Origin of the sequence: Microbacterium sp. AG1240 (assembly GCF_003635115.1) — a bacterium.
In the GTDB taxonomy this organism is placed as follows: Bacteria; Actinomycetota; Actinomycetes; order Actinomycetales; family Microbacteriaceae; genus Microbacterium.
Window position 1 is genome coordinate 163,903 of record NZ_RBXJ01000004.1, and the last position, 25,775, is coordinate 189,677.

General features: G+C 69.2%; 25 protein-coding genes. 11 read left to right on the forward strand and 14 right to left on the reverse strand.

Annotated features, from left to right (window positions below; translation table 11 throughout):
- Positions 1–68 precede the first annotated feature (68 nt).
- From DEU34_RS15685 to DEU34_RS15695, 3 genes are read left to right on the forward strand one after another with little or no spacing between them, the layout of a single operon-like run.
- The gene (locus DEU34_RS15685; protein WP_121151913.1) at positions 69–890 is read left to right on the forward strand and encodes an SDR family NAD(P)-dependent oxidoreductase; all 822 of its coding nucleotides are present in this window, start codon (positions 69–71) and stop codon (positions 888–890) included.
- A gap of 5 nt (positions 891–895) precedes the next feature.
- Positions 896–1,051 (forward strand): DUF2256 domain-containing protein, encoded by a 156-nt coding sequence (locus DEU34_RS16565; protein WP_121151915.1) that lies wholly within the window; start codon positions 896–898, stop codon positions 1,049–1,051.
- Positions 1,048–2,493 (forward strand): cryptochrome/photolyase family protein, encoded by a 1,446-nt coding sequence (locus DEU34_RS15695; protein ID WP_183042524.1) that lies wholly within the window; start codon positions 1,048–1,050, stop codon positions 2,491–2,493. Before DEU34_RS16565 ends, DEU34_RS15695 begins: the two co-directional genes overlap by 4 nt.
- Before the next feature lie 41 nt (positions 2,494–2,534).
- Here the strand turns inward: DEU34_RS15695 and DEU34_RS15700 are convergent, their stop codons facing one another.
- Together DEU34_RS15700 and DEU34_RS15705 are read right to left on the reverse strand one after the other, a co-directional pair.
- Positions 2,535–3,233: a response regulator gene (locus tag DEU34_RS15700; protein ID WP_121151919.1), complete on the reverse strand. Its 699-nt coding sequence runs from the start codon at positions 3,231–3,233 to the stop codon at positions 2,535–2,537.
- Complete coding sequence (locus tag DEU34_RS15705; protein WP_121151921.1) at positions 3,230–4,483, reverse strand: ATP-binding protein; 1,254 nt, start codon at positions 4,481–4,483, stop codon at positions 3,230–3,232. The genes DEU34_RS15700 and DEU34_RS15705 overlap by 4 nt, the downstream gene beginning before the upstream one ends.
- A 125-nt stretch (positions 4,484–4,608) precedes the next feature.
- Between DEU34_RS15705 and DEU34_RS15710 the strand changes: the two genes are divergently transcribed.
- The 3 genes from DEU34_RS15710 to DEU34_RS15720 are packed head-to-tail and all read left to right on the forward strand — an operon-like array spanning position 4,609 to position 7,780.
- Entirely contained in the window at positions 4,609–5,592 is a 984-nt protein-coding gene (locus DEU34_RS15710; RefSeq protein ID WP_121151922.1) for a tripartite tricarboxylate transporter substrate binding protein, read from the forward strand.
- Between the two features lie 20 nt (positions 5,593–5,612).
- Positions 5,613–6,242 (forward strand): tripartite tricarboxylate transporter TctB family protein, encoded by a 630-nt coding sequence (locus DEU34_RS15715; protein WP_183042525.1) that lies wholly within the window; start codon positions 5,613–5,615, stop codon positions 6,240–6,242.
- Entirely contained in the window at positions 6,242–7,780 is a 1,539-nt protein-coding gene (locus DEU34_RS15720; RefSeq protein WP_121151926.1) for a tripartite tricarboxylate transporter permease, read from the forward strand. The genes DEU34_RS15715 and DEU34_RS15720 overlap by 1 nt, the downstream gene beginning before the upstream one ends.
- Positions 7,781–7,855: 75 nt before the next feature.
- Here the strand turns inward: DEU34_RS15720 and DEU34_RS15725 are convergent, their stop codons facing one another.
- The 8 genes from DEU34_RS15725 to DEU34_RS15760 form a co-directional block, all read right to left on the reverse strand.
- Entirely contained in the window at positions 7,856–8,443 is a 588-nt protein-coding gene (locus DEU34_RS15725) for a hypothetical protein (RefSeq protein WP_121151928.1), read from the reverse strand.
- 61 nt (positions 8,444–8,504) lie between these two features.
- Entirely contained in the window at positions 8,505–9,611 is a 1,107-nt protein-coding gene (locus DEU34_RS15730) for an Lrp/AsnC family transcriptional regulator (RefSeq protein WP_121151930.1), read from the reverse strand.
- Entirely contained in the window at positions 9,545–10,453 is a 909-nt protein-coding gene (locus DEU34_RS15735; RefSeq protein WP_121151931.1) for an alpha/beta fold hydrolase, read from the reverse strand. Before DEU34_RS15735 ends, DEU34_RS15730 begins: the two co-directional genes overlap by 67 nt.
- A 46-nt stretch (positions 10,454–10,499) precedes the next feature.
- Positions 10,500–11,693 carry a Xaa-Pro peptidase family protein gene (locus DEU34_RS15740; RefSeq protein ID WP_121151933.1) on the reverse strand — a complete coding sequence of 398 codons (1,194 nt, stop codon included), beginning with the start codon at positions 11,691–11,693 and terminating at the stop codon, positions 10,500–10,502.
- Positions 11,683–12,585: an ABC transporter permease gene (locus DEU34_RS15745; protein WP_121151935.1), complete on the reverse strand. Its 903-nt coding sequence runs from the start codon at positions 12,583–12,585 to the stop codon at positions 11,683–11,685. The genes DEU34_RS15740 and DEU34_RS15745 overlap by 11 nt, the downstream gene beginning before the upstream one ends.
- Positions 12,582–13,547 (reverse strand): ABC transporter permease, encoded by a 966-nt coding sequence (locus DEU34_RS15750; RefSeq protein WP_121151937.1) that lies wholly within the window; start codon positions 13,545–13,547, stop codon positions 12,582–12,584. The genes DEU34_RS15745 and DEU34_RS15750 overlap by 4 nt, the downstream gene beginning before the upstream one ends.
- An 18-nt stretch (positions 13,548–13,565) precedes the next feature.
- Positions 13,566–15,182 carry an ABC transporter substrate-binding protein gene (locus tag DEU34_RS15755; protein WP_121151939.1) on the reverse strand — a complete coding sequence of 539 codons (1,617 nt, stop codon included), beginning with the start codon at positions 15,180–15,182 and terminating at the stop codon, positions 13,566–13,568.
- Positions 15,182–16,390: a dipeptidase gene (locus DEU34_RS15760; RefSeq protein ID WP_121151941.1), complete on the reverse strand. Its 1,209-nt coding sequence runs from the start codon at positions 16,388–16,390 to the stop codon at positions 15,182–15,184. Before DEU34_RS15760 ends, DEU34_RS15755 begins: the two co-directional genes overlap by 1 nt.
- A 169-nt stretch (positions 16,391–16,559) precedes the next feature.
- Between DEU34_RS15760 and DEU34_RS15765 the strand changes: the two genes are divergently transcribed.
- From DEU34_RS15765 to DEU34_RS15780, 4 genes are all read left to right on the forward strand, one after another.
- Positions 16,560–18,236 (forward strand): ABC transporter ATP-binding protein, encoded by a 1,677-nt coding sequence (locus DEU34_RS15765; RefSeq protein ID WP_121151943.1) that lies wholly within the window; start codon positions 16,560–16,562, stop codon positions 18,234–18,236.
- 20 nt (positions 18,237–18,256) lie between these two features.
- A complete protein-coding gene (pgi, locus tag DEU34_RS15770) occupies positions 18,257–19,936 on the forward strand; it encodes a glucose-6-phosphate isomerase (protein ID WP_121151945.1) in 1,680 nt (559 codons plus the stop codon).
- Between the two features lie 8 nt (positions 19,937–19,944).
- Entirely contained in the window at positions 19,945–20,949 is a 1,005-nt protein-coding gene (locus DEU34_RS15775) for a hypothetical protein (protein WP_121151947.1), read from the forward strand.
- A gap of 181 nt (positions 20,950–21,130) precedes the next feature.
- On the forward strand, positions 21,131–22,042 hold the full coding sequence (locus DEU34_RS15780) for a phospholipase (RefSeq protein ID WP_121151949.1): 912 nt from the start codon (positions 21,131–21,133) through the stop codon (positions 22,040–22,042).
- Positions 22,043–22,066: 24 nt separating this feature from the next.
- Here DEU34_RS15780 and DEU34_RS15785 read toward each other — a convergent pair whose 3' ends face one another.
- On the reverse strand, positions 22,067–22,393 hold the full coding sequence (locus DEU34_RS15785) for a hypothetical protein (protein ID WP_121151951.1): 327 nt from the start codon (positions 22,391–22,393) through the stop codon (positions 22,067–22,069).
- Between the two features lie 164 nt (positions 22,394–22,557).
- On the opposite strand from DEU34_RS15785, the gene DEU34_RS15790 reads away from it, so the two are divergent.
- Positions 22,558–23,364: an alpha/beta fold hydrolase gene (locus tag DEU34_RS15790; protein WP_121152072.1), complete on the forward strand. Its 807-nt coding sequence runs from the start codon at positions 22,558–22,560 to the stop codon at positions 23,362–23,364.
- Positions 23,365–23,436: 72 nt separating this feature from the next.
- On the opposite strand, the gene DEU34_RS15795 is transcribed toward DEU34_RS15790, so the two are convergent.
- From DEU34_RS15795 to DEU34_RS15805, 3 genes are all read right to left on the reverse strand, one after another.
- Complete coding sequence (locus DEU34_RS15795) at positions 23,437–24,501, reverse strand: ABC transporter substrate-binding protein (protein WP_121151953.1); 1,065 nt, start codon at positions 24,499–24,501, stop codon at positions 23,437–23,439.
- 89 nt (positions 24,502–24,590) lie between these two features.
- The gene (locus tag DEU34_RS15800) at positions 24,591–25,166 is read right to left on the reverse strand and encodes a phosphoribosyltransferase family protein (RefSeq protein ID WP_220659967.1); all 576 of its coding nucleotides are present in this window, start codon (positions 25,164–25,166) and stop codon (positions 24,591–24,593) included.
- 1 nt (position 25,167) lies between these two features.
- The gene (locus DEU34_RS15805; protein ID WP_121151956.1) at positions 25,168–25,755 is read right to left on the reverse strand and encodes a hypothetical protein; all 588 of its coding nucleotides are present in this window, start codon (positions 25,753–25,755) and stop codon (positions 25,168–25,170) included.
- Positions 25,756–25,775 lie beyond the last annotated feature (20 nt).

The window sequence follows — 25,775 nt, forward strand, 5'->3', positions numbered from 1 at the left end:
CGCGCAACCCCCGGTGAACGCGAAGCATCCGCGTTTACGCTGACCCCACCCGCAATCGAGGAGGACCCGTGCCGCGCACCATCGTCATCACCGGAGCAAGCGACGGCATCGGCGCCGCATCCGCCCGTCAGCTCACCGACGCCGGCGAACAGGTCGTCGTCGTCGGCCGCAACCCCGAGAAGACGGCCAAGGTCGCCCGGCAGCTGGGGGCTCCCTCGCACGTGGCCGACTACAGCGACCTCTCTCAGGTGCGCGACCTGGCCGCCGAGCTCCTGGAGACCTACCCCCGGATCGACGTGCTCGCCAACAACGCGGGGGGAGTGTTCGGCGAGCGCACCGTGACGAAGGACGGGTACGAGCTGACGTTCCAGGTCAACCACCTCGGCGGCTTCCTGCTCACCACCCTGCTGCTCGACCGGCTCATCGAGAGCCGGGCGTCGATCGTACAGACCTCGAGCTTCGCCGCGCGGGGATTCTCCCGCTTCGACATCGACGACCTCCAGGGCGAGAACCGCTTCTCGGCCACCACCGCGTACGGCAACGGCAAGCTCGCGAACGTGCTGTTCACGAAGGAGATCAACCGCCGCTACGGCGATGCCGGTCTCAGCGCCGTCGCGTTCCACCCCGGGGCCATCGCGAGCGGGTTCGCGGCGGCGTCGACGGGTCCGTGGCGGTTCATGTACACCAACCCGCTCGCGGCGCGCCTGCTCACCTCCACCGAGGTCGGCGGAGCCCGTCTGACGTGGCTGGCGCTCGGCAAACCCGGCGTCGACTGGCAGCCGGGGGAGTTCTACTCGAACAACCGTCCGTCGAAGACGAGCCGCATCGCCGACGACCCGCTCATCGCCAAACGCCTCTGGGACGAGAGCGCCGAGATGGTCGGGCTGTAACCCCGATGGCCGCGACCCCGCGGCAGACGAAGCCGTGCGCGCACTGCGGGCGCCCGTTCGCCGACCGTAAGCGGTGGGCCGGGCGCGAGCAGTGGGACGAGGTGAAGTACTGCTCACGTGGATGCCGCGCTGCAGCCGCCCGCGAGAGGCGCCGGGCATGAAGGCGGCGCTCATCCTCGGCACGCAGCTGTTCGCGCAGCATCCGGCCTTCGACGATCCCGACATCGATGCGTTCTTCTTCGTGGAGTCGGCGCCGCGGTTCGAGAAGATGCCGTACCACCAGCACAAGATCGTGCTGGTGCTCGCGGCGATGCGACACGCCGCAGCGCGACTCGAGGCCGACGGCCGGGCGGTGCACCGCGTCGAGCTCTCCGACGGGCTGTCGTTCGCGAAGGGCGTCGAGCGGCTCGTGGGCGAGACCGGTGCCGACGGGCTCGCCTGGATGAGTGCGACCGATCGCGGCGTCGACGAGCGCCTCGACCGGTTGTGCGCCCGACTCGGGCTGCGCACCCGCGTGTACCCCGATGACCTGTTCCTCACGCCCGCGGATCTCGTCGATGAATGGTTCGCCGAGCATCCCACGCCCGTCATGGAGGACTTCTACCGGTGGCAGCGCCGCCGCACGGGCGTGCTCATGGATGGAGACAAGCCCGTCGGGCGTCGCTGGAACTTCGATGCCGACAACCGCGAACCCCTCCCCAAGGGCGGCCTGCCGATTCCCGCGCTCCCGACCGTCGAGCGCGACCCGATCCTCGAGCGCACCATCGCCGAGGTCGCCGACCGGTTCGCCGGGCATCCGGGCGACGCGACGCAGTTCTGGCTGCCCGTCACGCCCGAGGCGGCGCGCGGCTGGCTCGACACGTTCGTCGCCGAGCGACTGCAGGACTTCGGCCGGTACGAAGACGCGATGGCGCACGACGAGGCGTTCCTGTTCCATTCCGTGGTCTCGCCGATGCTCAACATCGGGCTCGTGACGGTGCAGGACGTGGCGGATGCGGCGCTCGCCGCCGTCGACGACGTGCCTCTCGCCTCGATCGAGGGGTTCTTGCGGCAGGTGGTCGGGTGGCGGGAGTACATGCGCGGGATGTATCGGGCTCACCCGGTGCTGGAGCGGACGAACTTCCTCGGCCAGGAGCGCCGACTCGAGGGCTGGTGGTACACGAACGAGGACGTCCCCGACGACCTGCCCGAACCCGTCCGCACGGTGCTGGCTCGGGTTCACCGGTGGGGATACGCCCACCACATCGAACGGCTCATGGTGCTCGGTAACTGGTTCCTGCTCGAGGGGTACGAGCCGCGCGAGGTCACGCGCTGGTTCTCGGCCCTCTTCGTCGACGCGTACGAGTGGGTCATGGTGCCCAACGTGATGGGCATGAGCCAGTACGCCGACGGAGGGCTCGTCGCGACCAAGCCCTACATCTCGGGCGGTGCCTACCTGCAGCGCATGGGGTCGTGGTGGTCGTCGGGCCGAGAGGCAAAGGAATCGGCCTTCACCGACGCGTACTGGCGCTTCCTCGACGAGCACGAAGACCAGCTGACCGGGAACCACCGTCTCGCCCGGCCGCTCGCCCAGATGCGTTCGCGCCGCGAGGCCGCCGAGTAGATCGGGCTCCGAGAGCCCGTGCGGCATCCGTTCTCCGGGGGTTACGCCACCCGGCGGTACAGCACCTCGGGGCGGCCGCGTGCGCCGAAGCGGTGCGAGACGGCGGCCCGCCCGGTGTCCGTGAGGTAGGCGAGGTAGCGGCGCACCGTGGCGCGCGAGGCGCCCGAGGCGTCGGCGATCGCCTGCACGGTGGCGGGTGTCGTCGGGTGCAGCGCCGCGAGGATCGTCTGCAGCGTGGAGTCGGCGAGGCCCTTCGGCAGGGCGGTCGGGACCGACGGGGCGGCGGCGGCGCGCGGTTCGACGAGCCGGTCGATCTCGCCCTGGGCGAGCCCGATCGGCGTCTCGGCCGGGCGCGCACCGCGCTCGTCGCGGTACTCGGTGAGCCGGGCGACGAACGCCTCCTTCGTGAACGGCTTGACCAGGTATCCCACGACGTGGGCCGCCAGGGCCTGGCGCACGGTGAACCCGTCACGCGCCGAGCTGATCACCATGACGTCCACACCCCACTCGCGCACCAGCCGCAGCCGGTGCAGCACCTCGATGCCGCTGAAGTCGGGCAGGTTCATGTCGAGCAGCACGAGATCGATGCTCGTGTCGGCGGCCATCCGCGCCCCCTCCGTGCCGGTGCGGACGGCCGCGACGAGCTCGAACCCCTCGACGTCGCGCAGATACGCCGAGTGCAGGCGCAGTACGGCCGGGTCGTCGTCGACGAGCAGCGTGCGGATGCGGGGGCCGCTCACCGGACGAGCCCCCGGGCCGGGATGGGCATCTCGACCGTGAAGCGCGCTCCGCCCCACGTGGAGCGTCCGACCGTGATGGTGCCCCCGCGCCCCGCGACCGCGCGACGCACGAGGTCGAGCCCGACCCCGCGCTCGTCGGGTCCGCCCTTCGACGAGACGCCGCGCTCGAAGACGCGGTCGACCAGGTCGGCCGCGATGCCCGGGCCGTCGTCGCCGACGTCGATGTGCACCCCGGTCGGGTCGGCGGCGACGAGTACGCGAACGTACTGCCCGCCCGCCTCGATGGCGTTGCGACAGAGGTTGCCGATCACGAGCAGGTCGGCGTCATCGAGCAGCCCCGGCTCGACGGTCGTCAGCGGATCGAGCTCGAGGCGCCCGCCGCGTTCGTGGAACTCGGCGGCGAGGGCATCCAGCAGGGTGCGCAGGGCGGGGTCGCCGACCGCCGCGGCCGCCGCGGTGCCGGTCGTCAGCGGCACCAGTCGATCGACGTAGTCGAGGGCGGCCTCCGACTCGCCCTCGGCGACGAGGCCGCGGATCACGTGCAGTCGGGTGCGGAACTCGTGCGTCTGGTCGCGCAGCGCCGCGGCGATCCGCCGCTGCGTCTCGGCGTCGCGGGCGCGGTCTTCGAGACGGCGGATGCTGCGGCGCAGGACTCCGGTCAGCAGCGCGCTGACGAAGCATCCGATCACCACCGATCCGAGCACCCAGGGGAGGAGCCCTCCGACCGCGGCGTTCAGGTCGCTCGCGATACGGCTCTCGAGGATGCCGACCGACGCCGCGCCCACGATCTCTTCGCCGTCGTAGACCGGCACCTTCGCGCGCAGCGTCGACCCGATCGTGCCCGTCTCGGTGCCCACGAAGGTCTCGCCGTCGAGCACGGCCGACGGGTCGGTCGAGACCGGCAGGCCGCGCTGATCGGGCGTCGGGTGGGTGAGACGCAGGCCCGCCGCGTCGGTGATGACCACGTAGTCGACGCCGGAGGACTCCTGCAGGATGTCGGCGAGCGGCTGCAGCTCCGCCATGGCCGAGGCGGTGTCGTCCTGCACGGCGGTACGCACCTGGTCGAGCTCGGCGAGGCTCCGCGAGACGTCGAGCACGCGCTCGGTCGTGGCGACACGGATGCTGCGGTCCTGCACCGCGAGGGCGACCAGGGTGGTGACGGCCACACAGGCCAGCACGACGACGCACTGCATCACGAGGATCGCCAGCGTGCGGGTCTTCGTGCTCGTGCCCTGCGTGTTCGAGGTCATCGTCGACTCCTCCGCGGCGTGAGCATCAATGAGCGCAAATCCAGCCGAACGCGACGCGACACCCACGCGATGCCAGTCTACTCGGGCGGTCTGCAGCAACGACGACGCAGACCCGGGAGGTGGATATGCGTCGACGCATCATCGGAACGATCGTGGGTGTGCTCGCCGGGGCGCTCTTCCTCGGCGCCGCCGTGCACGCGAGCGTCACCGGAGGGGGCTCCGCCAGCCCGCGCACGAAGATCACCCTCGTCGCGCCCGCCGCACCCGGCGGCGGATGGGACGCCTTCGCACGCGAGGGGCAGCAGGTCATGCGCACCGAAGGCATCGCCGGGGGAGTGCAGGTCGTGAACATCCCCGGCGCGTCGGGCACGATCGGCCTCGGACAGGTCGCCGAGATGGGCGACCGGCACGACATCATGCTCGTCACCGGCGGAGTCATGGTCGGCGGAACGATCATCAACAACTCCCAGGTCACCCTCGAAGACGTCACCCCGATCGCCCGGCTCGCCGACGATTTCAACGTGCTCGTGGTGCCGGCCGACTCGCCGTTCCAGACCCTCGACGACTTCGCCGCGGCGCTCGCCGCCGACCCGGGCGGCACGGCCATCGCCGGCGGTTCACTCGGCGGCATCGACCACCTCCTCGCCGGGCTTCTCGCTCAGGCCGTCGGAGCGGATCCGGCCTCCGTGAACTACCTCGCCTACCCCGGCGGCGGCGAGGTCGTGACCTCGGTGCTCTCGCACACGGCCGCGGCCGGCCTGTCGGGGTACAACGAGTTCCGCGACCAGATCGAATCGGGCAGCATGCGGGCCCTCGGCACCTCCGCCCCCGAGCCCGTCGAGGGCATCGACCTGCCGACCTTCCGCGAGGGCGGGCTCGACGTGTCGATGTCGAACTGGCGCGGGTACATCGCCCCGCCCGGCATCGACGACGAGACCCGTGAGGAGCTGATCGCCATGGTCACCGAACTGCGCGATACGGAGGCGTGGGCCGAGGTGCTCGACCGCAACGGCTGGGTCGACAGCTTCATGACCGGAGATGACTTCGGCGCATTCATCGCCGATGAGACGCGCCGCACCGAGCAGATCGTCGAGGAGCTGGGACTATGACGACCAACGATTCACATCCGATGACCACGGGGACCATCCGCGTCCAGCGCATGCCTCGCTGGTTCACCGGCCGCAGCGAGCTGTTCGTCGTCGCCGGCGTGCTCGTGCTTGCGACGTGGATGCTCATCGGCACCGTCACGATGCAGGTGCCCGACGGCGCCGCCTTCCCCGGGCCACAGTTCTTCCCGACCCTCGTCTGCGTCTTCCTCTACGCGGTGGGCATCGCCTTGGCGATCGAGGTGCTCCGCACCCCGCAGCGCCAGCACGTGGGGGATGACCCGGTCGAGATCTCCGACGAGATGCTCCGCGACCTCGGCGCGATCGACGCGACCAGCGAGATCCGCGTCGTCTCGCCCGAGGACTACGCCGCGAAGCCGACGGATGCTGCGGGGAGCGCAGCATCCGGATCCGACCACAAGACGGTGCTCATCACGATCGCCGGCTTCGCGGGCTTCATCGTGATCCTGCCGTTCGTCGGCTGGCTCATCTCGGCCGCGGCGCTCTTCTGGGTCATCGCCTGGGCGTTCGGCAGCAAGCGACCGCTGATGGACATCGCGATCGCCGTCATCGTCTCGTCGGTCGTGCAACTCGCGTTCGGGGCGGGCCTGGGCCTGTCGCTCCCCGCCGGCTTCCTGGGAGGGATTCTCTGATGGATCAGCTCGGACACCTCATGGAGGGGTTCGCGGTCGCCTTCACGCCGCAGAACCTGCTCTTCCTCGTCATCGGTGCCGTGCTCGGCACCGCCGTGGGCGTGCTCCCGGGCCTCGGCTCGGCCATGGCCGTCGCCCTGCTGCTGCCGGTCACGTTCAGCCTCGACCCGACCGGCGCGTTCATCATGTTCGCGAGCATCTATTTCGGGGGGCTGTTCGGCGACTCGACCTCGGGCATCCTGCTGAACACGCCCGGGAACTCCTCGGCGATAGCCACGACCTTCGAAGGCCATCGGATGGCGAAAGACGGTCGAGCGGCCAAGGCCCTCGGAACGTCGGCGATCGGCGCCTTCATCGGCGGCACCATCGCCTGCATCCTCGTGGTCTTCTTCGCCCCCGCGATCGTGCAGCTCGCGACGATCTTCGGTCCGGCCGAGTACTTCGCGCTCGCCGTGTTCGCGTTCGTCGCCATCTCGGCCGTCGTCGCCGACTCGATCGTGCGCGGCCTCGTCTCGCTCGGACTCGGCTTCGCGCTCGCCCTCGTCGGGATCGACGGCATGACCGGCACCGAGCGGTTCACCGCCGGCAGCCCGGTGCTCTTCGACGGCATCTCGATCATCGTCATCACGGTGGGCCTGCTCGCTCTCGGCGAGGTGCTGCACGTCGGCTCGTACATCCGTCGATCAGGCGGCCCCGGCGCGGTCGTCGCGCCGAAGGGCTCGCCGATGCTGAACGCCCGCGAGTGGCGTCAGGCGCTGCCGGCCTTCCTCCGCGGCACCGCGTTCGGCGTGCCGTTCGGTGCGATCCCGGTGGGCGGCTCCGAGGTTCCCACGTTCCTGGCGTACGGCACCGAGAAACGACTCGCCAAGCGTCGCAACGACCCCGACTTCGGCACGCGCGGTGCGATCCAGGGCGTGGCCGGTCCTGAGGCCGCGGGCAACGCGACCGCCGGCTCCGCGATGGGTGCGTTGCTCGGCCTCGGCATCCCCACGTCTGCGACGGCGGCGATGATGATCGCCGCGTTCCAGCAGTACGGGATGCAGCCCGGCCCGCTCCTGTTCGAGCGCAGCGGCGACCTGGTCTGGCCGTTGCTGGCGAGCCTCTTCCTCGGTCTCATCATCCTGCTGATCATCAACCTGCCGTTCGCCGCGGTGTGGGCGAAGCTGCTGCTGATCCCGCGTCACTACCTCTACGCGGGCATCTCGGTCGTCGCGATGCTCGGCATCTACGCCATCGCGTCGCGCACCGTCGATCTCTGGATGGCACTGGGCATCGGCGTCGTCGGGTTGATCATGCGACGCTTCGCGCTTCCGCTGGCACCGGTGCTGATCGCCGCGATCCTCGGCCCGCTGGCCGAGACGCAGCTGCGCCGTGCGCTGGCGGTGTCGGAGGGCGACCCCACGATCCTCGTCTCCTCGCCCATCACGGTGGTGCTGTATCTGCTCCTCGCGGTAGTCGTCGGGGTGAGCGTGCTGCAGCACACCCGCCACACCGTCAAGCGCCGCAAGACCGACAAGGCCGACGCGCTCGTTCCGTGACCCACGCGAAAACGGCGGTTCGTGCCGCATCCGGATGGATGATGCGGCACGAACCGCCGTCTGGACGTCGACGTGTCAGGCGGTCCACTCCCAGGTGGCGAAGACCGACTGCGCGAGGGCGGTGCGGTCGGCCTCGGCGACGTCGTCGTTGAACGTGAACGTCACGACGTAGGTCTGGCCGGCGTTGCTGGGGTAGTACTGGTCGATGCGGAACTCGCTGCCGCTCGAGGCGAGGAGAGCGGTCAGGTGCGACGACTCGACGCCCGCGACGGTCGATCGGTCGAGCACCTGAACGTCGGTGGCTCCGCCGGTCTCCAGCTCCTGCACGCCGATGGTCTCGACCTGCTCGTTCGTGACCTCGCCGGCGGGGCTGAGGACGACGTTGATGTTGTCGGCGAAGCCGTCGGTGTCGGTCACATCGGCCACGGCCGTGTCGACGCCGTCGGGCACGGCCTGGCCTTCGGGGATGCCCCAGCCCTCGGGAGCGATGAAGCTGTAGCCGTCACCGGTGATGCGGTCGCCGGTGGTGGCTTCGGCCGACTCCGACGGTGCGGTCGTGCTCGAGGCGGCGGGGGTGTCGGTGTCGATCGTCGCGGGCGCGCACCCGGCGAGGGCGAGGGCGATCACGACGGAGGCGGTGGCGAGTGCAGGAATTCGGCGCATGCCTTTCACCGTACGCGGGGCGCGGGGCGAGATCGACCGCCGGTACACTCCGCCCACGGCGTCACGCCGACGCGATGGCCCCGCGGTCGGGAAGGGCGGACGCGAGCTGCGACCGCCACCACGGCGTCTCGATGAACCCGCGCTTGAGGAAGACGAGCTCCATGCTGGAGGTCCACCCCTGCACGCCGTCCAGGTGGGCGAGGGAGTCGGTGATGAAGGCGTAGAGCTCGGCGGTCGACGGCGAGATGACCTCGCACACGAGGGCGTTCTGGTCCAGGAGCACGGCCAGATAGCGCACGAAGGGGTAGGCGCTCAGTTCACGGGCGACGTCGTCGAGGCGGTCGGGGCGCACCGTGACCGTCATGAAGGTCTCCGCCGCCATCCCGAGGGCCGCCGAGGGAACGAGGGCGAGCATGTCGACGCAGTGCGTCGTGCGCATCCGCTCGAAACGTCGTCGCACGCTCGACTCGTTCATGCCGAGTCGTTCGGCGATGCTCTGGAACGTCTCGCGTCCGTCGGCGCGCAGTGCCGAGAGGATGGCGCGATCGGCGCTGTCGAAATGCTCGGGCGCGCACGCCGCGTGCGTCGGGGGCGCTTCGTCCTCGACGGTGTCGGGCGGGCCGAGCAGCTCCCCGTACAGCTGACGGCCCCAGTCGAAGCTCACCTTGTACACGTGCAGGATGAGGTCGCTGCGCCAGCGCTCGACACCCTCGATCAGTTGGAGTTCCGCGACGTGCTGCGGGTACCGGGTCGCGCCACCACGAACGATGACCTCGGCGATGATGTCGTAGCTCCCCGTCACGACGGTGCAGAACCTGACCTCCCTGCTCTGGGCGAGAGTCTCGGCGACACGCATCTGCATCCCCGGCGCGGTGTTGATGCGCACGAAGAACGAATCGAACGGTCCGTCGGCTCCGAGGGCGGGAACGGCCGCGACGCGCACGACCCCGTCGGCGATCAGCTGCTGTCCCCGTCGGGAGACCGTCGTCACCGGGCCGCCGACCGCTTCGGCGATGGCACGCCAGCTGGCGCGCCCGTCGCGTTGCAGCGCGACGATGATGCGCTTGTCGAGATCGGTCAATCGGTCCAGGGCGCCCGAGATCACGGGTTCGCTGCCGCCTTCGGCGGGACGACCCGATGCAGGAACGAGCGGACGGTCCGGGTCCATTCCTCTGCCTCCTCGATCTGGGGCGAGTGGCCCGACTTCTCGAAGACGACGAGATGCGAGTCGGGGATGAGCTCTGCGATGGTCTCACTGCACGATACCGGCGTGATCCAATCGGTGCGTCCGACAGTGATGAGCGTCGGCGCCGTCACCCCGGGCAGCCGCGGCTTGAGGTCGTAGTTCTTGAGATTGACAGAGAAGGCGTAGTTGTGCGCCTCGAAGCGGTAGGGCGTGGCCTGCACCTTCCTCTCGGTGGCCTCGGGGTCGTAGACGAAGTCGTAGAGGGGCAGGATCTCCCGCCAGCAGTCCTTGAGGTCGTCGTTGTCGCGGACACGACCTTCGTCGATGCGGTCGAACTTCTCCATGTCGATGTCGACGCGGTCGCTGGCGATCGCGTTCTCGCGAGCGAGGTGGGCGTTTCCGTTGTCTGCCGAGGTGTCGCGCAGCACGACCGCGCTCACACGGTCGGGGTAGCGGATGGCGTATTCCATCGCGATGAAGCCGCCGTACGAGCCACCCGCCATGATGACCGTCTCGGCGCCCGCCCACTCGCGCAGTCCATCGAGGTCGGCGGCCCACTGCTCGTGGCTGAAGACGCCCGCCCCCTCGCTCTCACCGCTGCCGCGTGCATCGAAGACCACGACGCGATACTCGTCGGCGAGTCGGCCGAAGCTGGCGCGGGGCTCGGCACGCGAGCCGAGCCCGGGCGCACCGTGGTGGGTCAGGATGACGGGAGCGCCCTCTGGGCCGAGCACTTCGACGGCGAGCTCGTTGCCGTTGATCACCACGCGTTGTGCACGCGTCGTGGCTGCGGCGAACTCGGGGGAGACGGCGTTCTCGGTCATGGGGGTCCTTTCGACGGGTGGATGCTGCGCGGTGAGCCGGCGAGGATCAGAGGGGGATGACGCAGTCCGCGAGCGAGCGCGGGAACGACGTGAGGGGTTCGGAACCGGTCTCGGTGACGAGCATGCTGTCGCTGATCCGGTAGCCCGCGTGCCCGGGGATGTAGATGCCCGGTTCGTTGGAGACGATCATGCCGGGTCGCAGGACGGTGGGATCGCCGTCCTCGAGCCACGGCGGCTCGTGCATGCCGAGTCCGATGCCGTGGCCCTGGCGGTGCCGGAGGTACGACCCGAGTCCGGCGTCGCGGATCACATCGAGGCAGCGCGCGTTGCTGTCGCAGCAGCGCGTGCCCGGGGCGATCGCCCGGCCTCCCTCGGCCTGCGCGTCGCGGATCGTGTCGTGGTAGCGCCGCTGGTCGGACGTCGGCTCGCCCAGCACGAACGTGCGTTCGCCCTCGACGAAGCGTCCGCCGACGGCGGCTCCCAGGGACAGCATGAAGGTGTCCCCGTCGCGGAGTCGGTACGAGGAGGGCAGGCCGTGCGGGATGGCCGAGTTCGCTCCGGCGTAGACCAGTCCGCCCGCGAGGAAGGAGATCACGACGACGTCGGCGTGCTCCCGATACATCTTGCCCACGCCCACGCGTCCGACGTGGGCTGCGAGGTCGGCTTCGGAGGGGAACGGTGCGCCCGACACGATCGCATCGCGCACGAGGCCGACTCCCTCGTGGAGCATGAGATCCGTGATCCGAGCCGCCTCGCGGTGGAGTGCGATCTCCTCGGGCAGCTTGATGAAGCGGGCCGTTGTCACCATCTCGCTCGGCACCCACTCGACGTCGTCGAAGGCGGAGCGCAGGAGCGCAAGGCGATGATGGGTGATCTGCGTGGTGACTGCGATCCTGCGCGCCGGCTTCGCCGCCCGGCAGAGCGGTGCGAAGGGGTTCTCCAGGCCGGGATACTCCGCGAACGTGACGATCTCGGAGCGCGCACGCTGCTCCTCGGCGTGCTGGCGTTCGAGCTCGGGCACCAGCAGCACGATACGGCCGCTCGCCTCGAGCAGAGCGGCCACCGGCCGCTCGCCCGGGTGGTGGAAGAACCCCGTCAGGTAGGAGACGTCCTCCGGGTGGTCGGTGATGAGCGCGTCGACCTTCGCTGCGGCGAGCATGGGCAGCATCCGCTCCTGGATGCGGTCGTAGACCTCCGGATCCAGGCGCTGCGAGAAACGGGTGGACGGATCAGCGCTCATGGTTGCGGGGGTTCCTCGCGTCGTTGTAGCCGATCGAGAGCAGCGTCGCCGACAGCACCAGGGCGAGGATCGCCAGCGAGGGGAACAGTGTCAACCACCACGCGCTCACCATCGCGCCCGACTGCTGCGCCTCGAACAGGATGCGTCCCCACGACCAGGTCGTGGGGTCTCCGAGTCCGAGGAACGCCAGCCCCGCGGCGGAGAGCACCGCCCGCGACGCCGTGACGACGACCGACACCACGATGACCGGTGTGACGGCGGGGATGATGTGACGCCCGACGATCCAGATGTGGTTGCGCGTCATCAGGCGAGCGGCGTCGATATAGGGGAGTTTGACGACGGCGAGAGCCTGCGAGCGGACGAGGCGCGTCACCTCGGGCCACGAGAAGGCCGCCACGACGAGGATGATCGTCCATGTGCTGGGCCCCGCGAGCGCGGCCACGAGGATCATCAGCGGCAGAACAGGCAGCGACAGGGTGAGATCGACGACGACGCTGACGACGGTGTCGAGACGGGGCACGTAGGCGCCGGCGACGGCCACCAGCGTGCCGATCATGATCGCGATCGCCGACGCCGCCACGGCCACGAGAACCGACTGCTGGGTGCCCCAGATCACCTCGGCGAACACGTCGCGGCCCAGCGCGTCGGTGCCGAACCAGTGGGCCGCGCTGGGCGGACTCAGCACATCGGTGCCGTAGCTGGCGGGGTAGGGGGAGAGGAGAGGCGCCAGGACGCTGACGAGCACGAGGATCGTCAGGATCACGAGCGAGACGATGCCGAGGGGCTGTCGCCGGAACGCGCGCCACGTGGCCCGGCTCGCGCGGTCGCCGCGTTCTCCGGCCGGCTCGACGAGCGGGGTGGTGAGCTCTGTGGTGGTGAGCGGAGCGGTCATGAGGCGGTCTTCACTCTCGGGTCGAGGAATCCGTAGGCGATGTCGGTGAGCATGTTGGCGATGACGACGGTGAGCGCCAGGAGGAGGAACGCTCCCTGGAGAACGGGGAAGTCGAGCTGGGTGACGGCCTCGTAGATCCCCCGGCCGATGCCGGGGTAGGCGAAGACCGTCTCGGTGAGCACGGCACCGCCGACGACGAAACCGAGCTGCAGGCCGATCAAGGTGATGGCGGGGAGCATGGCGTTGCGCAACGCGTGTTTCCAGAGGATGCGGCGCGGGGGGATGCCGTTCGCCTTGGCGAGGGTGACGTAGTCATCGCCGAGCGCATCGATGAGCGTGGCCCGCATCGTCAGCGCGAACGAGCCGAGTTGGATGAGCGCGAGCGACACGGTGGGCAGCACGAGGTGCTGCAGCACCGACCCGTACCACTCCATCCCGTAGACCCCCTCGCTGTAGGCGCCGCCGATGGGGAACCAGCGGAACGTCAGCCCGAAGACCAGAAGGAGCAGGATTCCGACGCTCGGGACGAAGAGCGACTGACCCGTCACACCGAGCACCTGTACGAGCCGGTCGAGAAACCGGTTCTTGTGGGACGCCGCGAGCACGCCGAGCGGGATGCCGATCACGATCGTGAGCACGAGTGCCGAGATCGTCAGCAGCAGCGTCCACGGCAGTCGCTGCAGGAGGACGTCGACGACGGGCACCGACTGGGTGAACGACGTGCCGAGGTTGCCCTGCAGCAGCTGCCCCAGGTAGAGGACGTACTGGACGGGGAGGGGCTGATCCAGCCCGTACTGCGTAAGCAGGGCCGCCCGCGCCTGCTCGGTCATGTTCGTGCTCGCCACTGCCAGCGCGGGGTCACCGGGCAGCAGTCGCAGGAGCAGGAAGGTCACGGTCACGGCGAACAGGATCGTGACGGCTCCCCGCCCGAGGCGGCGGAGGACGAACAGAGCGATGGACACGCGGGCGGCCCTTTCGGATTACTCGGCGACCCGGAAGGCGCTGGCCACCGAGACGGGGTTGACGATCGACAGCAGCTCGCTGGGCTTGGACATGAAGCCGTCCCACTCGGAGCTGTACGCCACGTAGAGGTTCTGCGTGTACATGACGTTGTCGTAGACCTGCTCGTGGACGATCTTCGCGGCCTCCTGCATGAGCGAGATCTTCTCGGCTTCGTCGAAGGTCTGGGAGGCCTCGGCGATCAGCGCGTTCAGTTCGGCGTCATCGTTGTAGGTGTAGTTGATGGCACCGCCGGGCAAGTACGACAGGCTGAAGTTCGTCACCGGGTCGTCCATGATCGCGAAGTTGCCGGCGTAGATGTCGTAGTCGCCGTCGTTCGTCTGCGACAGGTAGGTGTTGCGCTCCGAGCCCTGCAGCTCGATGCGGATGCCGGCCTGTGCCGCGCCGTCCTTCACCAACTGGGCCCACTGGCTCGTCACCGGGTCCTGCAGCGAATAGATGAGGCGGAACGAGACGGGGAACATGCCGTCGCCGTCGGCCGTGTAGCCGGCGTCCTCCATCAGCTGCCGCGACTGGTCGGGGTCGAAGGCGTACTCGGTGATCGAATCGTCGTAGTACTTCGACAGCACGGGCATCAACGGGCTCGACCCGGTCGATACGGCCTGTCCCTGCAGCACCACGTTGCGGATCGCCTCGTAGTCGGCGGCGTGTGCGAGCGCCTGGCGCACCTCGACCTTGGCGAGGTCGGGGTTCTGCATGTTGTAGGTCATGTGGGCATAGCCCAGACCGGTGACTTCGGCGACCTCGATGCCGTCGGTGTTCTGCAGCTGCTGCACCTGCGCGGGCGGCAGCGAATTGGCGATCACGTCGACTTCGCCGCTCTGCAGCGCGAGGATCTCGGTGTTGACGTCGGGGTAGACCCGGTAGACGACCTTCGCGGCGATCGGCGTGCCGCCGTCGACGAGCGGGTAGTTCTCGACCCGCTCCATCGTGTAGCTCTGACCTGCCTGCACGGTGGTCAGGAGGTACGGGCCGGCGCTGACCCAGCCGCCGTCACCATCGTTCGCGAACTCGGCGACCGAGCCCGCGGGTTCGAAGACGTGCTGCGGCACCACGTTCCCCCAGAAGCCGATCTCCTCGACGATCGACGAGTCGGGCTGGGTCAGCTGGATCTCGACACGCGTGTCGGAGACCGCGGTGGCCGAGGCGAAGTTGGTCATCTGCCCGTAGAAGGTGCCGGAGGGCTGATCCTGTTTCACCGCGTTCATCGTGTAGGCGACGTCCTCCGCCGTCAGCGGCTCGCCGTCGCTCCACGTCATGTCATCGCGGATCTCGTAGTAGCCGGTGGTGTCGTCGACGTAGCCCCACTCGGTGGCGAGCTGCGCCTCTTTGGCGCCGTCGTCCCCGATGGACAGCAGGTGCGGGTACATGAGATTCGTGACCCAGTAGTCGCTGCGGCTGTTGCCGATCAGCGGGTTGTAGTTCACGACGTCGGTGGTGGTGGCGATGGTGAGGGTGTCGTTCCCCGCCTCGCTCGCCCCTCCCGACGGTGCCTCCGGCGCCTGCGGCGCGCAGGCGCTCAGAGCGAGTGCGGCGACGGCGAGCAGGCCCGCCCCCGCCAGTGTTTTGTGTCGCATCAGAACCAGACCTCCTCGAGTACGCGCATCGTGTTGCCACCGACGACGGCGCGGATTTCGTCGTCGGAGTATCCGTTCTTGACCAGCCAGCCGATGATGTTGCCCATCGCTTCGGCGGGGTTCTCGACGCCGTCGACGTAGGGCACCTCTTCGAAATCGACCTGGCCGTGGGCCTGGCCGAGGGAGAGCTGCGCCGCGAAGGCGTGGTGGAGTCCGACGTGGTCGCCGAAAAGGGTGTCGGGTCCGAAGCTCACGTGCTCGATCCCGACGAGGTCGACGCAGTACTGGAAGTGGTCCATCACCGACTCCAGCGAGTGGTGGGGATGCGCCGGCGACAGGGTCGTGTGGGGAGCCGCCTCGATGCCGATCACCCCGCCGCGCTTGGCGCACTCGATGATCGTCTCGTCGGTCTTCATGCGGTTGGTGGGCCAGAGGCCGCGCGCACCGGCGTGGGTGATGAAGACCGGCTTGGTGGAGGCCTTGATGACGTCGACGCAGGTGCGATCGCCCGAGTGCGAGATATCGATCGCGATGCCCAGCTTGTTCATGCGGGCCACGGCCTTCTCGCCGAAGTAGGTCAGACCGCCGTCGCCGCGTTCCTTCAGCCCGCCGCCGAGGTAGTTCGCCTCGGAATAGGCGATCCCCATCTGCCGCACGCCGAAGCCGTACAGGACGTCGAGACGGTCGACCTCGTTCTCGATCGGCGTGGCCGCCTCGAGCGCGAAGATGTGGGCGATCCGGCCCGTGTCCTTCGCCAACTGGATGTCTTTCAGCGACTCGCCCTTGATGACGTAGTCCTGGTGGGCGAGATCGGCCATGCGCACGCCGAGGTCGAAGAGGACGTCCTGGTACTTCCAGCCGGCGTCGCTGGAGATGCAGCACGTGCCGTCCATTCCGTTGTCGAACACCGCCGTCAGTCCGGAGCGCGCGAGACCTTCGTAACCCGTGGGTTCCCTTCCCGCCCGGATGTGGTCGCGCAGGTCTTCCATGTTCTCGGGGAACACCTGCACGTGCTCGTGCAGGGAGATGACCGTCTCCTCGGCGAGGAGCTTCTTGGCGCGGGTCGACTGCTCATCGGTGAGCTGCAGGCCGGCGTACTCGGGCACGCGGCCGATCTGGGCGGCGTAGGTGAATTCGCGATAGTCCACCCCTGCTTCGAGATAGTCGTAGGCCCGGTATCCCGTGTACCGCTCAGCTGGTTCGAGCACGTGTGTCTCCATTCACTCGGCAGGTCAGGGCGCTTCGGTCCGGAGGATCGGCGCCATCGGCATGACTTTGCCGCGCATCCGGCGCATCTGTCAACCAAAGTGAGAAAATCCGGCACAGAGTTTTCATGTTTGAAACAATCCGGCGCCCCGCGGGGTGCATGATGGTGCGATGACGAACGAGACGATCACGGGCCGAACGGTTCTGTCGGTGCGAGGACTCGACATCGGCTTCCGCAGCGCCGGTGACTACGTGCCCGCCGTATCCGGACTCGATCTCGACGTGCGCGGGGGCGAACTCGTCGCCCTTCTGGGCGAGTCGGGTTCGGGCAAGACGGTCACCGCGCGCGCCATCATGGGTATCCAGGACGAAGCGGCCGTCGTGCGCGCCGACGAGCTGCGTCTCGGCGACACCGATCTGCTCGCCCTCGATGAAGAGCGCCGCCGCCGGCTGCGTGGCGACGCGATGAGCATGGTGCTGCAGGACGCACTGTCATCGCTGAACCCCGTGCTGTCGATCGGAGACCAGATCGGCGAGATCTTCCGCGTGCACCGGGGGATGCGGCGTTCCGCGGCCAAAGCGCGCGCCGTGGAGCTCCTCGACCTCGTCGGCATTCCGTCGCCGAAGACCCGCGTCGACGACTACCCCCACCAGTTCTCGGGCGGCATGCGCCAGCGCATCCTGATCGCGATGGCCATCGCCCTCGAACCCGCTCTGCTGATCGCCGACGAGCCGACGACGGCTCTCGACGTCACGGTGCAGGCGCAGATCCTTCGCCTGCTGCACGATCTGCGCGGGCGTCTCGACATGGGCGTGCTCCTCATCACCCACGACATCGGCGTCGTCACCGAAGTCGCCGACCGCCTTGTCGTGATGCACCAGGGCAAGGTCGTGGAGTCCGGGGATGCCGACAAGATCTTCGAGGCGCCGCGGGACGCCTACACCCGCACCCTGCTCGGGTCGGCGCCGCGCCCCGAACCGGCGCGCGTGCTCCTGTCCACGACCGGGGCCGAACGCTCCGACCCCCCGCTCGCTCTCGAGGTGACCGGTCTCACCCGCACGTTCTCATCCGGCTCGGCGCTCTCCCGCCACCACGTCCGAGCGGTGGACGGGGTCGACCTCGTGCTGCGCCGCGGAGAGACACTTGGCATCGTCGGAGAATCCGGATCGGGCAAGTCGACGTTGGCTCGCATGATCGTCGGCCTCGAGAGCGCCGACGCCGGCACCGTGCTCTACCAGGGGCGCGATGTGACCCGCCGCACCCGAGGGCGCCGCCCGGGGGCGCAGGCCGGTGTGCAGATGGTCTTCCAGGATCCGTACACCTCGCTCGATCCGCGCATGCGTGTGCGCGACGTGATCGCCGAGCCGCACACCGTGGCCGGAGTGGGCACCGCGAGCTCGCGACGAGCCCGCGTCGCCGAGCTGCTCGACCTCGTCGGCCTCTCGCCCGAGATGATGAACAGGTTCCCCCATCAGTTCTCCGGCGGTCAGCGACAGCGGATCGGCATCGCACGGTCGCTCATGCGCGACCCCGACGTGCTCGTGTGCGACGAACCGGTCTCCGCGCTCGACGTGACCATCCAGGCCCAGGTCGTCGACCTCCTCGTCGACCTGCAGGATCGATTGGGGCTCAGCATCCTGTTCATCTCGCACGACCTGTCGGTCGTGCGGAACCTGGCCCACCGCGTGCTGGTGATGTACCGGGGTGAGGCCGTGGAGACCGGGGACGTGGAGCAGATCTTCGAGCGGCCCGCTCATGCCTACACGCGTGAGCTTCTCAGCTCGATCCCGCCTCTCACGAGGGCCGAGCGAGGACGACTCACCAGCGCCGCCCCCGCGGGACGCTGAATCGTCGCTAGCGTAGGGGTGTGAGCGCACCTGTCGACCCCACGTCCACGTCTGCCTGGAGCCAGCTGACCGCGGCCCGCGACACCTTCGAGCCCGATCTCCGCGGGTGGTTCGCGAACGACCCGGGTCGGGTGGAGCGCCTGACCCACACGGTCGGCGACCTCCACGTCGACCTCTCGAAGAACCTGGTGACCGACGAGATCCTCGCGGCGCTCGTGCAGCTCGCCGAGGAGACCGGCGTGGCGGAGCGCTACGCGTCGATGCTCGCCGGCGACCACCTCAACACCAGCGAAGACCGCGCGGTGCTGCACACCGCTCTCCGCCGGCCGGGCGGGGCGAGCCCCGAGCTCGTCGTCGACGGACAGCACGTCGACACCGACGTGCACGAGGTGCTCGACAACCTGTCGGCCTTCGCCGAGCGCGTGCGGTCGGGAGAGTGGCGCGGGGTCACCGGCAAGAAGGTCACCCACGTCGTCAACATCGGCATCGGTGGATCCGACCTCGGCCCGGTCATGGTCTCTGAAGCGCTGAAGCCCTATGCCGATGCCGGTATCGAGGCGCTGTTCGTGTCGAACATCGACCCGACCGACGTCGCGCAGAAGACGGCCGGTCTCGACCCCGAGACGACGCTGTTCATCGTCGCGTCGAAGACCTTCACGACCCTGGAGACCCTCACCAACGCGCGCCTGGGCCGCGAATGGCTCTGGTCGGGACTGACGGAGTCCGGTGCGATCGACGGCTCCGAAGCATCCCGGACGGATGCTGTCGCCCACCACTTCGTCGCCGTCTCGACCGCGCTCGACAAGGTCGCCGCCTTCGGCATCGATACGGCCAACGCGTTCGGGTTCTGGGACTGGGTGGGCGGTCGCTACTCCGTCGACTCGGCGATCGGCCTGTCGTTGGCGATCACCCTCGGTCCCGACCGCTTCCGCGAGCTGCTCGCCGGGTTCCACGCGGTCGACGAGCACGTCGCGCACACGCCGCTGGCGCAGAACGTGCCGGTGCTCCTGGGCCTGCTCAACGTCTGGTACAACAACTTCCTCGGGGCGCAGTCGCACGCGGTCTTGCCCTACGCGCAGCAGCTGCATCGCTTCCCGGCCTACCTGCAGCAGCTCACGATGGAGTCCAACGGCAAGTCGGTGCGCTGGGACGGCACGCCCGTCGTCACCGACACCGGTGAGATCTTCTGGGGAGAGCCCGGTACGAACGGACAGCACGCGTTCTACCAGCTGATCCACCAGGGCACCCGCCTCATCCCGGCCGACTTCATCGCCTTCGCGAACCCGGCGTACCCGCTCGAGGACGGCGGCCGCGACGTGCACGGCCTGTTCCTGGCGAACTTCCTCGCGCAGACGAAGGCCCTCGCCTTCGGCAAGACGGCCGAGGAGGTCGAGGCCGAGGGCACCACCGGAGCCCTCGTCGCCGCCCGCACGTTCCCGGGCAACCGTCCGACGACGTCGATCTTCGCGCCGTCGCTGACCCCGTCGGTTCTCGGGCAGCTCATCGCGCTCTACGAGCACATCACTTTCACCCAGGGCACCATCTGGGGCATCAACTCGTTCGACCAGTGGGGGGTCGAGCTCGGCAAGCAGCTCGCCCTGCAGATCGCACCGGCCATCGAGGGAGACGAAGACGCGCTCGAGGCGCAGGATGCCTCGACGAAGGCGCTCCTGGCGTACTACCGGGCCCAGCGCCCCTGACGAGCCGGATGAACGACTCCGCCGAGCATCCGCAGATCGGGCTCCTCGACGTTCCGCAAACCGTGATCGACGAAGCCGGCATTCCGCTGGGCCGCTTGGCGGCGGAGTTCGGGGCGACGGTAGACGAGCGGGGGATCGAGGGCATCCCCGCCGACGGCTGGCGGGTGCTCCAGCGCTGGGAGACCGGGGCCGCAGTGATCGGTGCTCCCGTCGATGCTGCGGGTCGGTCGTGGCGGATTGCGCAGCTGGGAGATGGGCGCCCTGGGGCGCCGAGCCGATCGGCGCGGGTGCAGTCAGAGACGATGCCGTTGCGCCCCAGTCGCGCGGAACGGTCGCGCGGTCTCGAGATGCGGTGGCCGGAGGCGACCGGCACGTCGATCGACGAAGCCCTCGACGGTGTCGGGTTCTCGGTCGACATCGTCAACACCGGTGAGAGCATGTGGCGCCCCGACGGTGATCCGTTCCACGTCGTCGGTGTCATCGTCCCGGCGGAGCAGAAGGACGTGGGCTTCGGCTGGATGAGCGGAGGAGGGAACAACCGCGCCGTGCCGCTGGCTCCGGGGGAGTACGCGCGCCTTCCGGTCAACGTCGGGGACGGACAGTGGCGCGATCTGGAACCCGGCAGCTATGGACTGCGCGCATTCTTGCCGGGTCTGGCCGTTCCTTCGCCTCCGCCCCTGCCGCTGGAACTGACGGCCGAGGCGATCGAACGCCATCGTCCCATCGCCAGGGGCAGGTCGACTCCCGCCGAGGAGAAGGAACAGATCGAGGCGCAGATCGTGCAGAGTCGCGCTCTCGTGGCGGCGCGTCACCGGTTCTCCGAGGTGGCGGATGCTGTCATGTCGGCTGCTACGCGCGAGGCCGCGCGCGACGAGGTGCAGCGCATCCTGGGTTGCGACCCTATGGCGGCGAACACGGTCGTGCACACTCGCCTCGTCGATGTCACCGACGAGGCCATCGCGCAGACCCACGGTCTGATCACATATCTCGAGGGGCGGCTCGCGGACCTCTGATGTGCGCGCGCCGACCGGCTAAAAGCTCCTGATCCGGTCTTTCCGATAAGGGCTCCTCTCACGTTCCGTCCAGGAAGTGCCGAGGATTCGTCCAGACGCGGTGGTGCAGACTCGGGCACTTGTGTCTCACCCGAGGACGCGAAGCGCTGTTCTGGCGCCCACCAACCGAAGGACCCGGTTCATGCTCCACACCCAGAAATCGGCGCGCCCGCGCCGCCGTCTCCTCATCGCCGGCGCGTGCGCCGGTGTCGCCGCCAGCGTTCTGGCCTCCGCCGCCGCGGCGACGGCGAGTCCGATCGCGACTCCGGCCGCAGCATCCGCCACCCTCGCCCTGCAGATCACCGAGGCGGCGCCCTTCCTCGTCGATTCCCCCGTCGTCGACGCGTTCACCACCAGCACGAGCGATGCCCAGGCTGCACTCGACGGCGCGCGATCAGCCCAGACCGAGGCCGCGACCGTCATGGCGTCGGTCGCCGAGTCGGGCCTGTCATCGCGGATCGCCGAGCCCACGATCGACACGACCGACCTGCGCGCGTCGATCTCGAATCTCGCGAAGGCGAGCTTCGTGCCGGTGCTGCTCTACCCCGAACTGGCCGACGACGCCGAGACGCAGGCCGCGTCGGTGAGCGGCGAGGTCGCGACCCTTCGCACCGAGCTCGACGCCGCGCGCGAGCAGAAGGCGGCGGAAGACGCAGCCCAGGCCCAGCGTGAGGCGGAGGAAGCCGCGCAGGCCGCCGCAGCCGCCGCCGCGCAGGCCGCCGCCGACGCTCTCGCGGCGGCGAACACGCCCAGTGGCGCGAAGGCCGTCGCGAGCTCGATGGCGGCCGAGCGGTATGGCTGGGGGAGCGATCAGTTCTCGTGCCTGTCGTCGCTCTGGCAGAAGGAGTCGAGCTGGAACTACCAGGCCTACAACGCCTCGAGCGGTGCCACCGGCATCCCGCAGGCTCTGCCCGGTAGCAAGATGGCCAGCGCCGGCTCCGACTGGCAGACCAACGCCGCCACGCAGATCGCGTGGGGCCTGCAGTACATCTCCGCGGCCTACGGGACCCCGTGCAGCGCATGGGGCCATTCGCAGGCCACGAACTGGTACTGAGCCCCACCGCCGCGCCCGATGGAGTCAGCCGGCCTCATCGGGCCGCGGCGCACGGACGACCCAGCCGTAGCGGGTGAGGGCAGCGTCGAGCCGCTGGGCCTCGACGGCGGCCGCCTCCAGCGATGCGTCGGAGCACACGTCGATCGCGAGCGGGGGCGGGTCGGCGAACCGGGGGATCTGCACCTCGGCCCACACGTTCGGTGCCAGGCCCACGCGTGGCCATGCGGTGCCCGCGTGCTCGATGACCGAGTCGGCGGCGAAGGCGATCACGTCGAGGGCGTCGAGTTTCGTGATCGGCACGTCGACGACCAGCGTCACGACGAACGGACCGCTCGCGGTGTCTCGCATCATGGCGTCGACGTTACGGATGCGGCCGCCCGAACGCCAGGTCGGGACGCGGGCTATCTCTCGACGGGCGGGCTTTCTGCGCCGCCATGCCCGTGCGCCGACCGATCGCCCGCGCGTCGGCGCCGCGGTGGGCCGGGGGACCGCCGCCCGTGCGCGACAATCGGTGGATGCCTTCCGCCCCCCGCGCGCTGACCGAGATGCCCGACCCGCAGTTCGTGATGACCGGTGACGGGTTGCGCCTCGCGACCTACCTCTGGGGAGGGGTCGACGCCGACGAGCCGACGGTGCTCGCCGTGCACGGCTTCGGTTCGAGCGCGCGCGACAACTGGGTGAACACCGGCTGGGTGCGCGACCTGCAGGCCGCGGGGTTCCGCGTGCTCGCCGTCGACCAGCGCGGGCACGGGGCGAGCGAGAAGCCGCACGACGCCGCCGGCTACCTCATGACGACCCTGGTGGGCGACCTGCTCACCGTGCTCGACACCTACCTGCTCGACACCGTGCGCTACCTCGGATACTCGCTCGGCGCCCGCGTCGGGTGGGAGCTCGCCGTCACCTACCCCCATCACGTCGACCGTGCCGTGCTGGGCGGGATCCCCGACGGGCGCCCCCTGCGCCGCCTCGACGTTGCCCAGGCGCGCGCGTTCATCGAGAACGGTACCCCTGTCGAAGACGCGACGACGCAGCGGTACGTCGGACTCGCACAGCGTGTTCCCGGCAATGATCTGCGCGCCCTCGTGTCGATTGCCGAAGGCATGACGGTCGACGGCGGGGATCCGGATCCCGCCACGCCGCCGCTTCAGCCCGTGCTGTTCGCCACCGGCAGCGACGACCCGATCCTGCAGCAGTCGCGACAGCTCGCCGGATATGCGCCGCGTGGGGAGTTCTTCGAGATCGAAGGCCGCAACCACGTGAACGGCCCGGGGGCCCGCGCGTTCCGCGAGGCCGGGGTGGGGTTCCTCCAGCGCGAGGACTGACCCGGCCATGCGGCGAGATCGGATGCTGCGCCGCCGCGAGGATCCGGCGCAGCATCCGATCCCGTGCTCCGATCAGCTCGCGGCGTAGTCGATCAGTTCGGGGTGTTCGGCGTACACGGCTTCGAGCAGGCTCATGTCGAACAGCTGGTCAGCGCTGACGGTGATGCCCGCGGTCGCCAGGGTCTCGACGGTCTCGGCCTGGAGGGTCTCGGAGGTGGTGAAGAGCCCGTTCTCGGCCGTCTCGTCGGTGACGACGAGCTGCGTGTTAGCCGCCTCGGCGCACAGCAGCTCGTTGGCGGGGTCGAGCCCGAGGTCGGTTCCGCTCTGCGACATCATGAGGTCGATGCCTTTCTGCGGATTGCGCAGCGCCTCGGCGTATCCGCGGATCTCGCCCTCGAGGAAGGCCTTCAGCTTCTCGGGTTCGTTCGCGATCATCTCCTCGGTCGCGATGATCGCGTCCGCGACGAAGGGGAGCCCGTTGTCGGCGAAGGGCATGTCGACGGCGTCGTGACCCTCGGCGCGCACGAGGATCGACTCGTTCGTGAGGAACGACATGTACCCGTCGATCTCTCCGAAGATGAGCGGGGAGGGGTCGTAGCTGACGGGGACGATCTCGACCTGTGTCTTGTCGATGCCGTTGGCCGCGAGGAGCGCGTCGAAGAGGATGACGTTGACGTCCTGCACGCCGATCTTCTTGCCGATCAGGTCTTGCGGTTCCTCGATCGGGTCGCCGTCGGCGAGCGACAGGATGCTGTAGGGGTTCTTCTGGTACCCGCTGGCGATGATCTTGATCGGAGCGTTCTCGTTCGCGACGGTCGCGCCCAGCGTCATCGCGTCGACCATGCCGACGTCGACCGTTCCGCTGAGCACCTCGCTGACGGACGACGACGGCCCGGGAACCAGGTTCACTCCTTCGAGCCCGGCATCGGTGAAGTAGCCCTCGTCGATCGCGAGGTATTCGCCGATGAACTGCGAGTTGAGGATCCACGGCAACTGCATCGTGATCGAGCCCAGCGACTCGTCCGAGGACGGGGACGACCCGGTGTCGCCGGCGGGGGTGGAGCAGCCCGTCAGGGCGGTGGTGGCGATCAGGGTCAGGGCGCCGAGGAGTCCGGTGGCGGTGCGGCGTGCGGTCATGGGTGTTCGTCCTTTCGAACGGCGGGTACGGGTGCGGGTCGGCGGATGCCGGTGTCGGGTGGAGCGGGAGATGCGCGGGAGGGGCGGGATCAGAAGTCGTCGGTGACGGCGGGGAGGCGGCCGAGCGATTGCACGAGGCCGGCGCTCTCGCCCAGGGCGCTCCGCCAGTCGTCGCCCTCGGTCATGAGGGCGGCGACCGACACGATCTGCGCGCCGTGCCGCGTGAGCAGCTCGAGGGCGGCCGCCGCGGAACGGCCCGTCGAGATCACGTCGTCGATGAAGGCGACGCGCGCGCCGTCGATCGACGCGAGTCGTCGGGCATCGAGGGTGAGTCGTTGTGCGTCGATCGTGGTCACGGAGGTGACCTCCACGGACGGGCTGTCGCGGAGGTGCCACTTCCTGCTCTTCTGCAGGACGACGTACTCGTCGAGGCCGAGGTGGGGCGCGATGGCGATCGCGACCGGGATACCGAGGGTCGCCGCGGTGACGATGATGTCGGGCTTGCGTTCCCGGACGAGGTCGGCGAGCTCGCGTCCGGCCTGCGCCAGCACCGACACGGGCAGGTCGATCGTCATCAGCAGCGCCGCCTGCTTACCCGGGCCGAGGTCGACGATGGGCAGCTCGATCTCCTGAGAACCCATCTGGGCGAGGTAGGTGCGGTCCACGTCACACCACCGTTCCGGCGGAGATCGCGACCGACGCATCGAGCCAGTCGCCGACATCGGTCAGCGCGATGACGTCGACCCGGAGTTCAGCGGCGATCTCCGGCGGCAGCCCGCTCGCCGTCCCCTCGACGAACGAGACCGGAGGGGGAGAGGGGTTCCATTTGGTCCACGCCAGCTCGGCGATCGTGCCGCAGCTGAGTCCGATGGTGACCATGGCGTCCGACATCTCGCCGATCTGGTGGTGCTGCTCGTACCAGGTCAGCTCGTCGCGCAGTTCGTGGCAGCGCACCCGCTGCAGCTCGATAGAGGGCATGGCGGCGGGTTCACTGATGCCCGATGCGGGGGTCAGACCGATCAGTCGGGTTCCTCCGGCGGCCAGGTAGCCGTCCATGGCGGAGACGGCGACGCCGCGATCGGGGACGACGATCATCGCCCACCCCCGGCGAGCGATCGTCTCTCCGACCTGTTCGGCGGCGTCGACCAGACGGGCGGGGGCGATGCCGGCCGCAGCGGCGACGCGAGCAACGTTCGAGGGCCCGAGCACGGCGACGATCGGAACATCGGTGGTGGAGGGTGAGACAGGCTGCATGGTGCAAGGTTGCACCAACC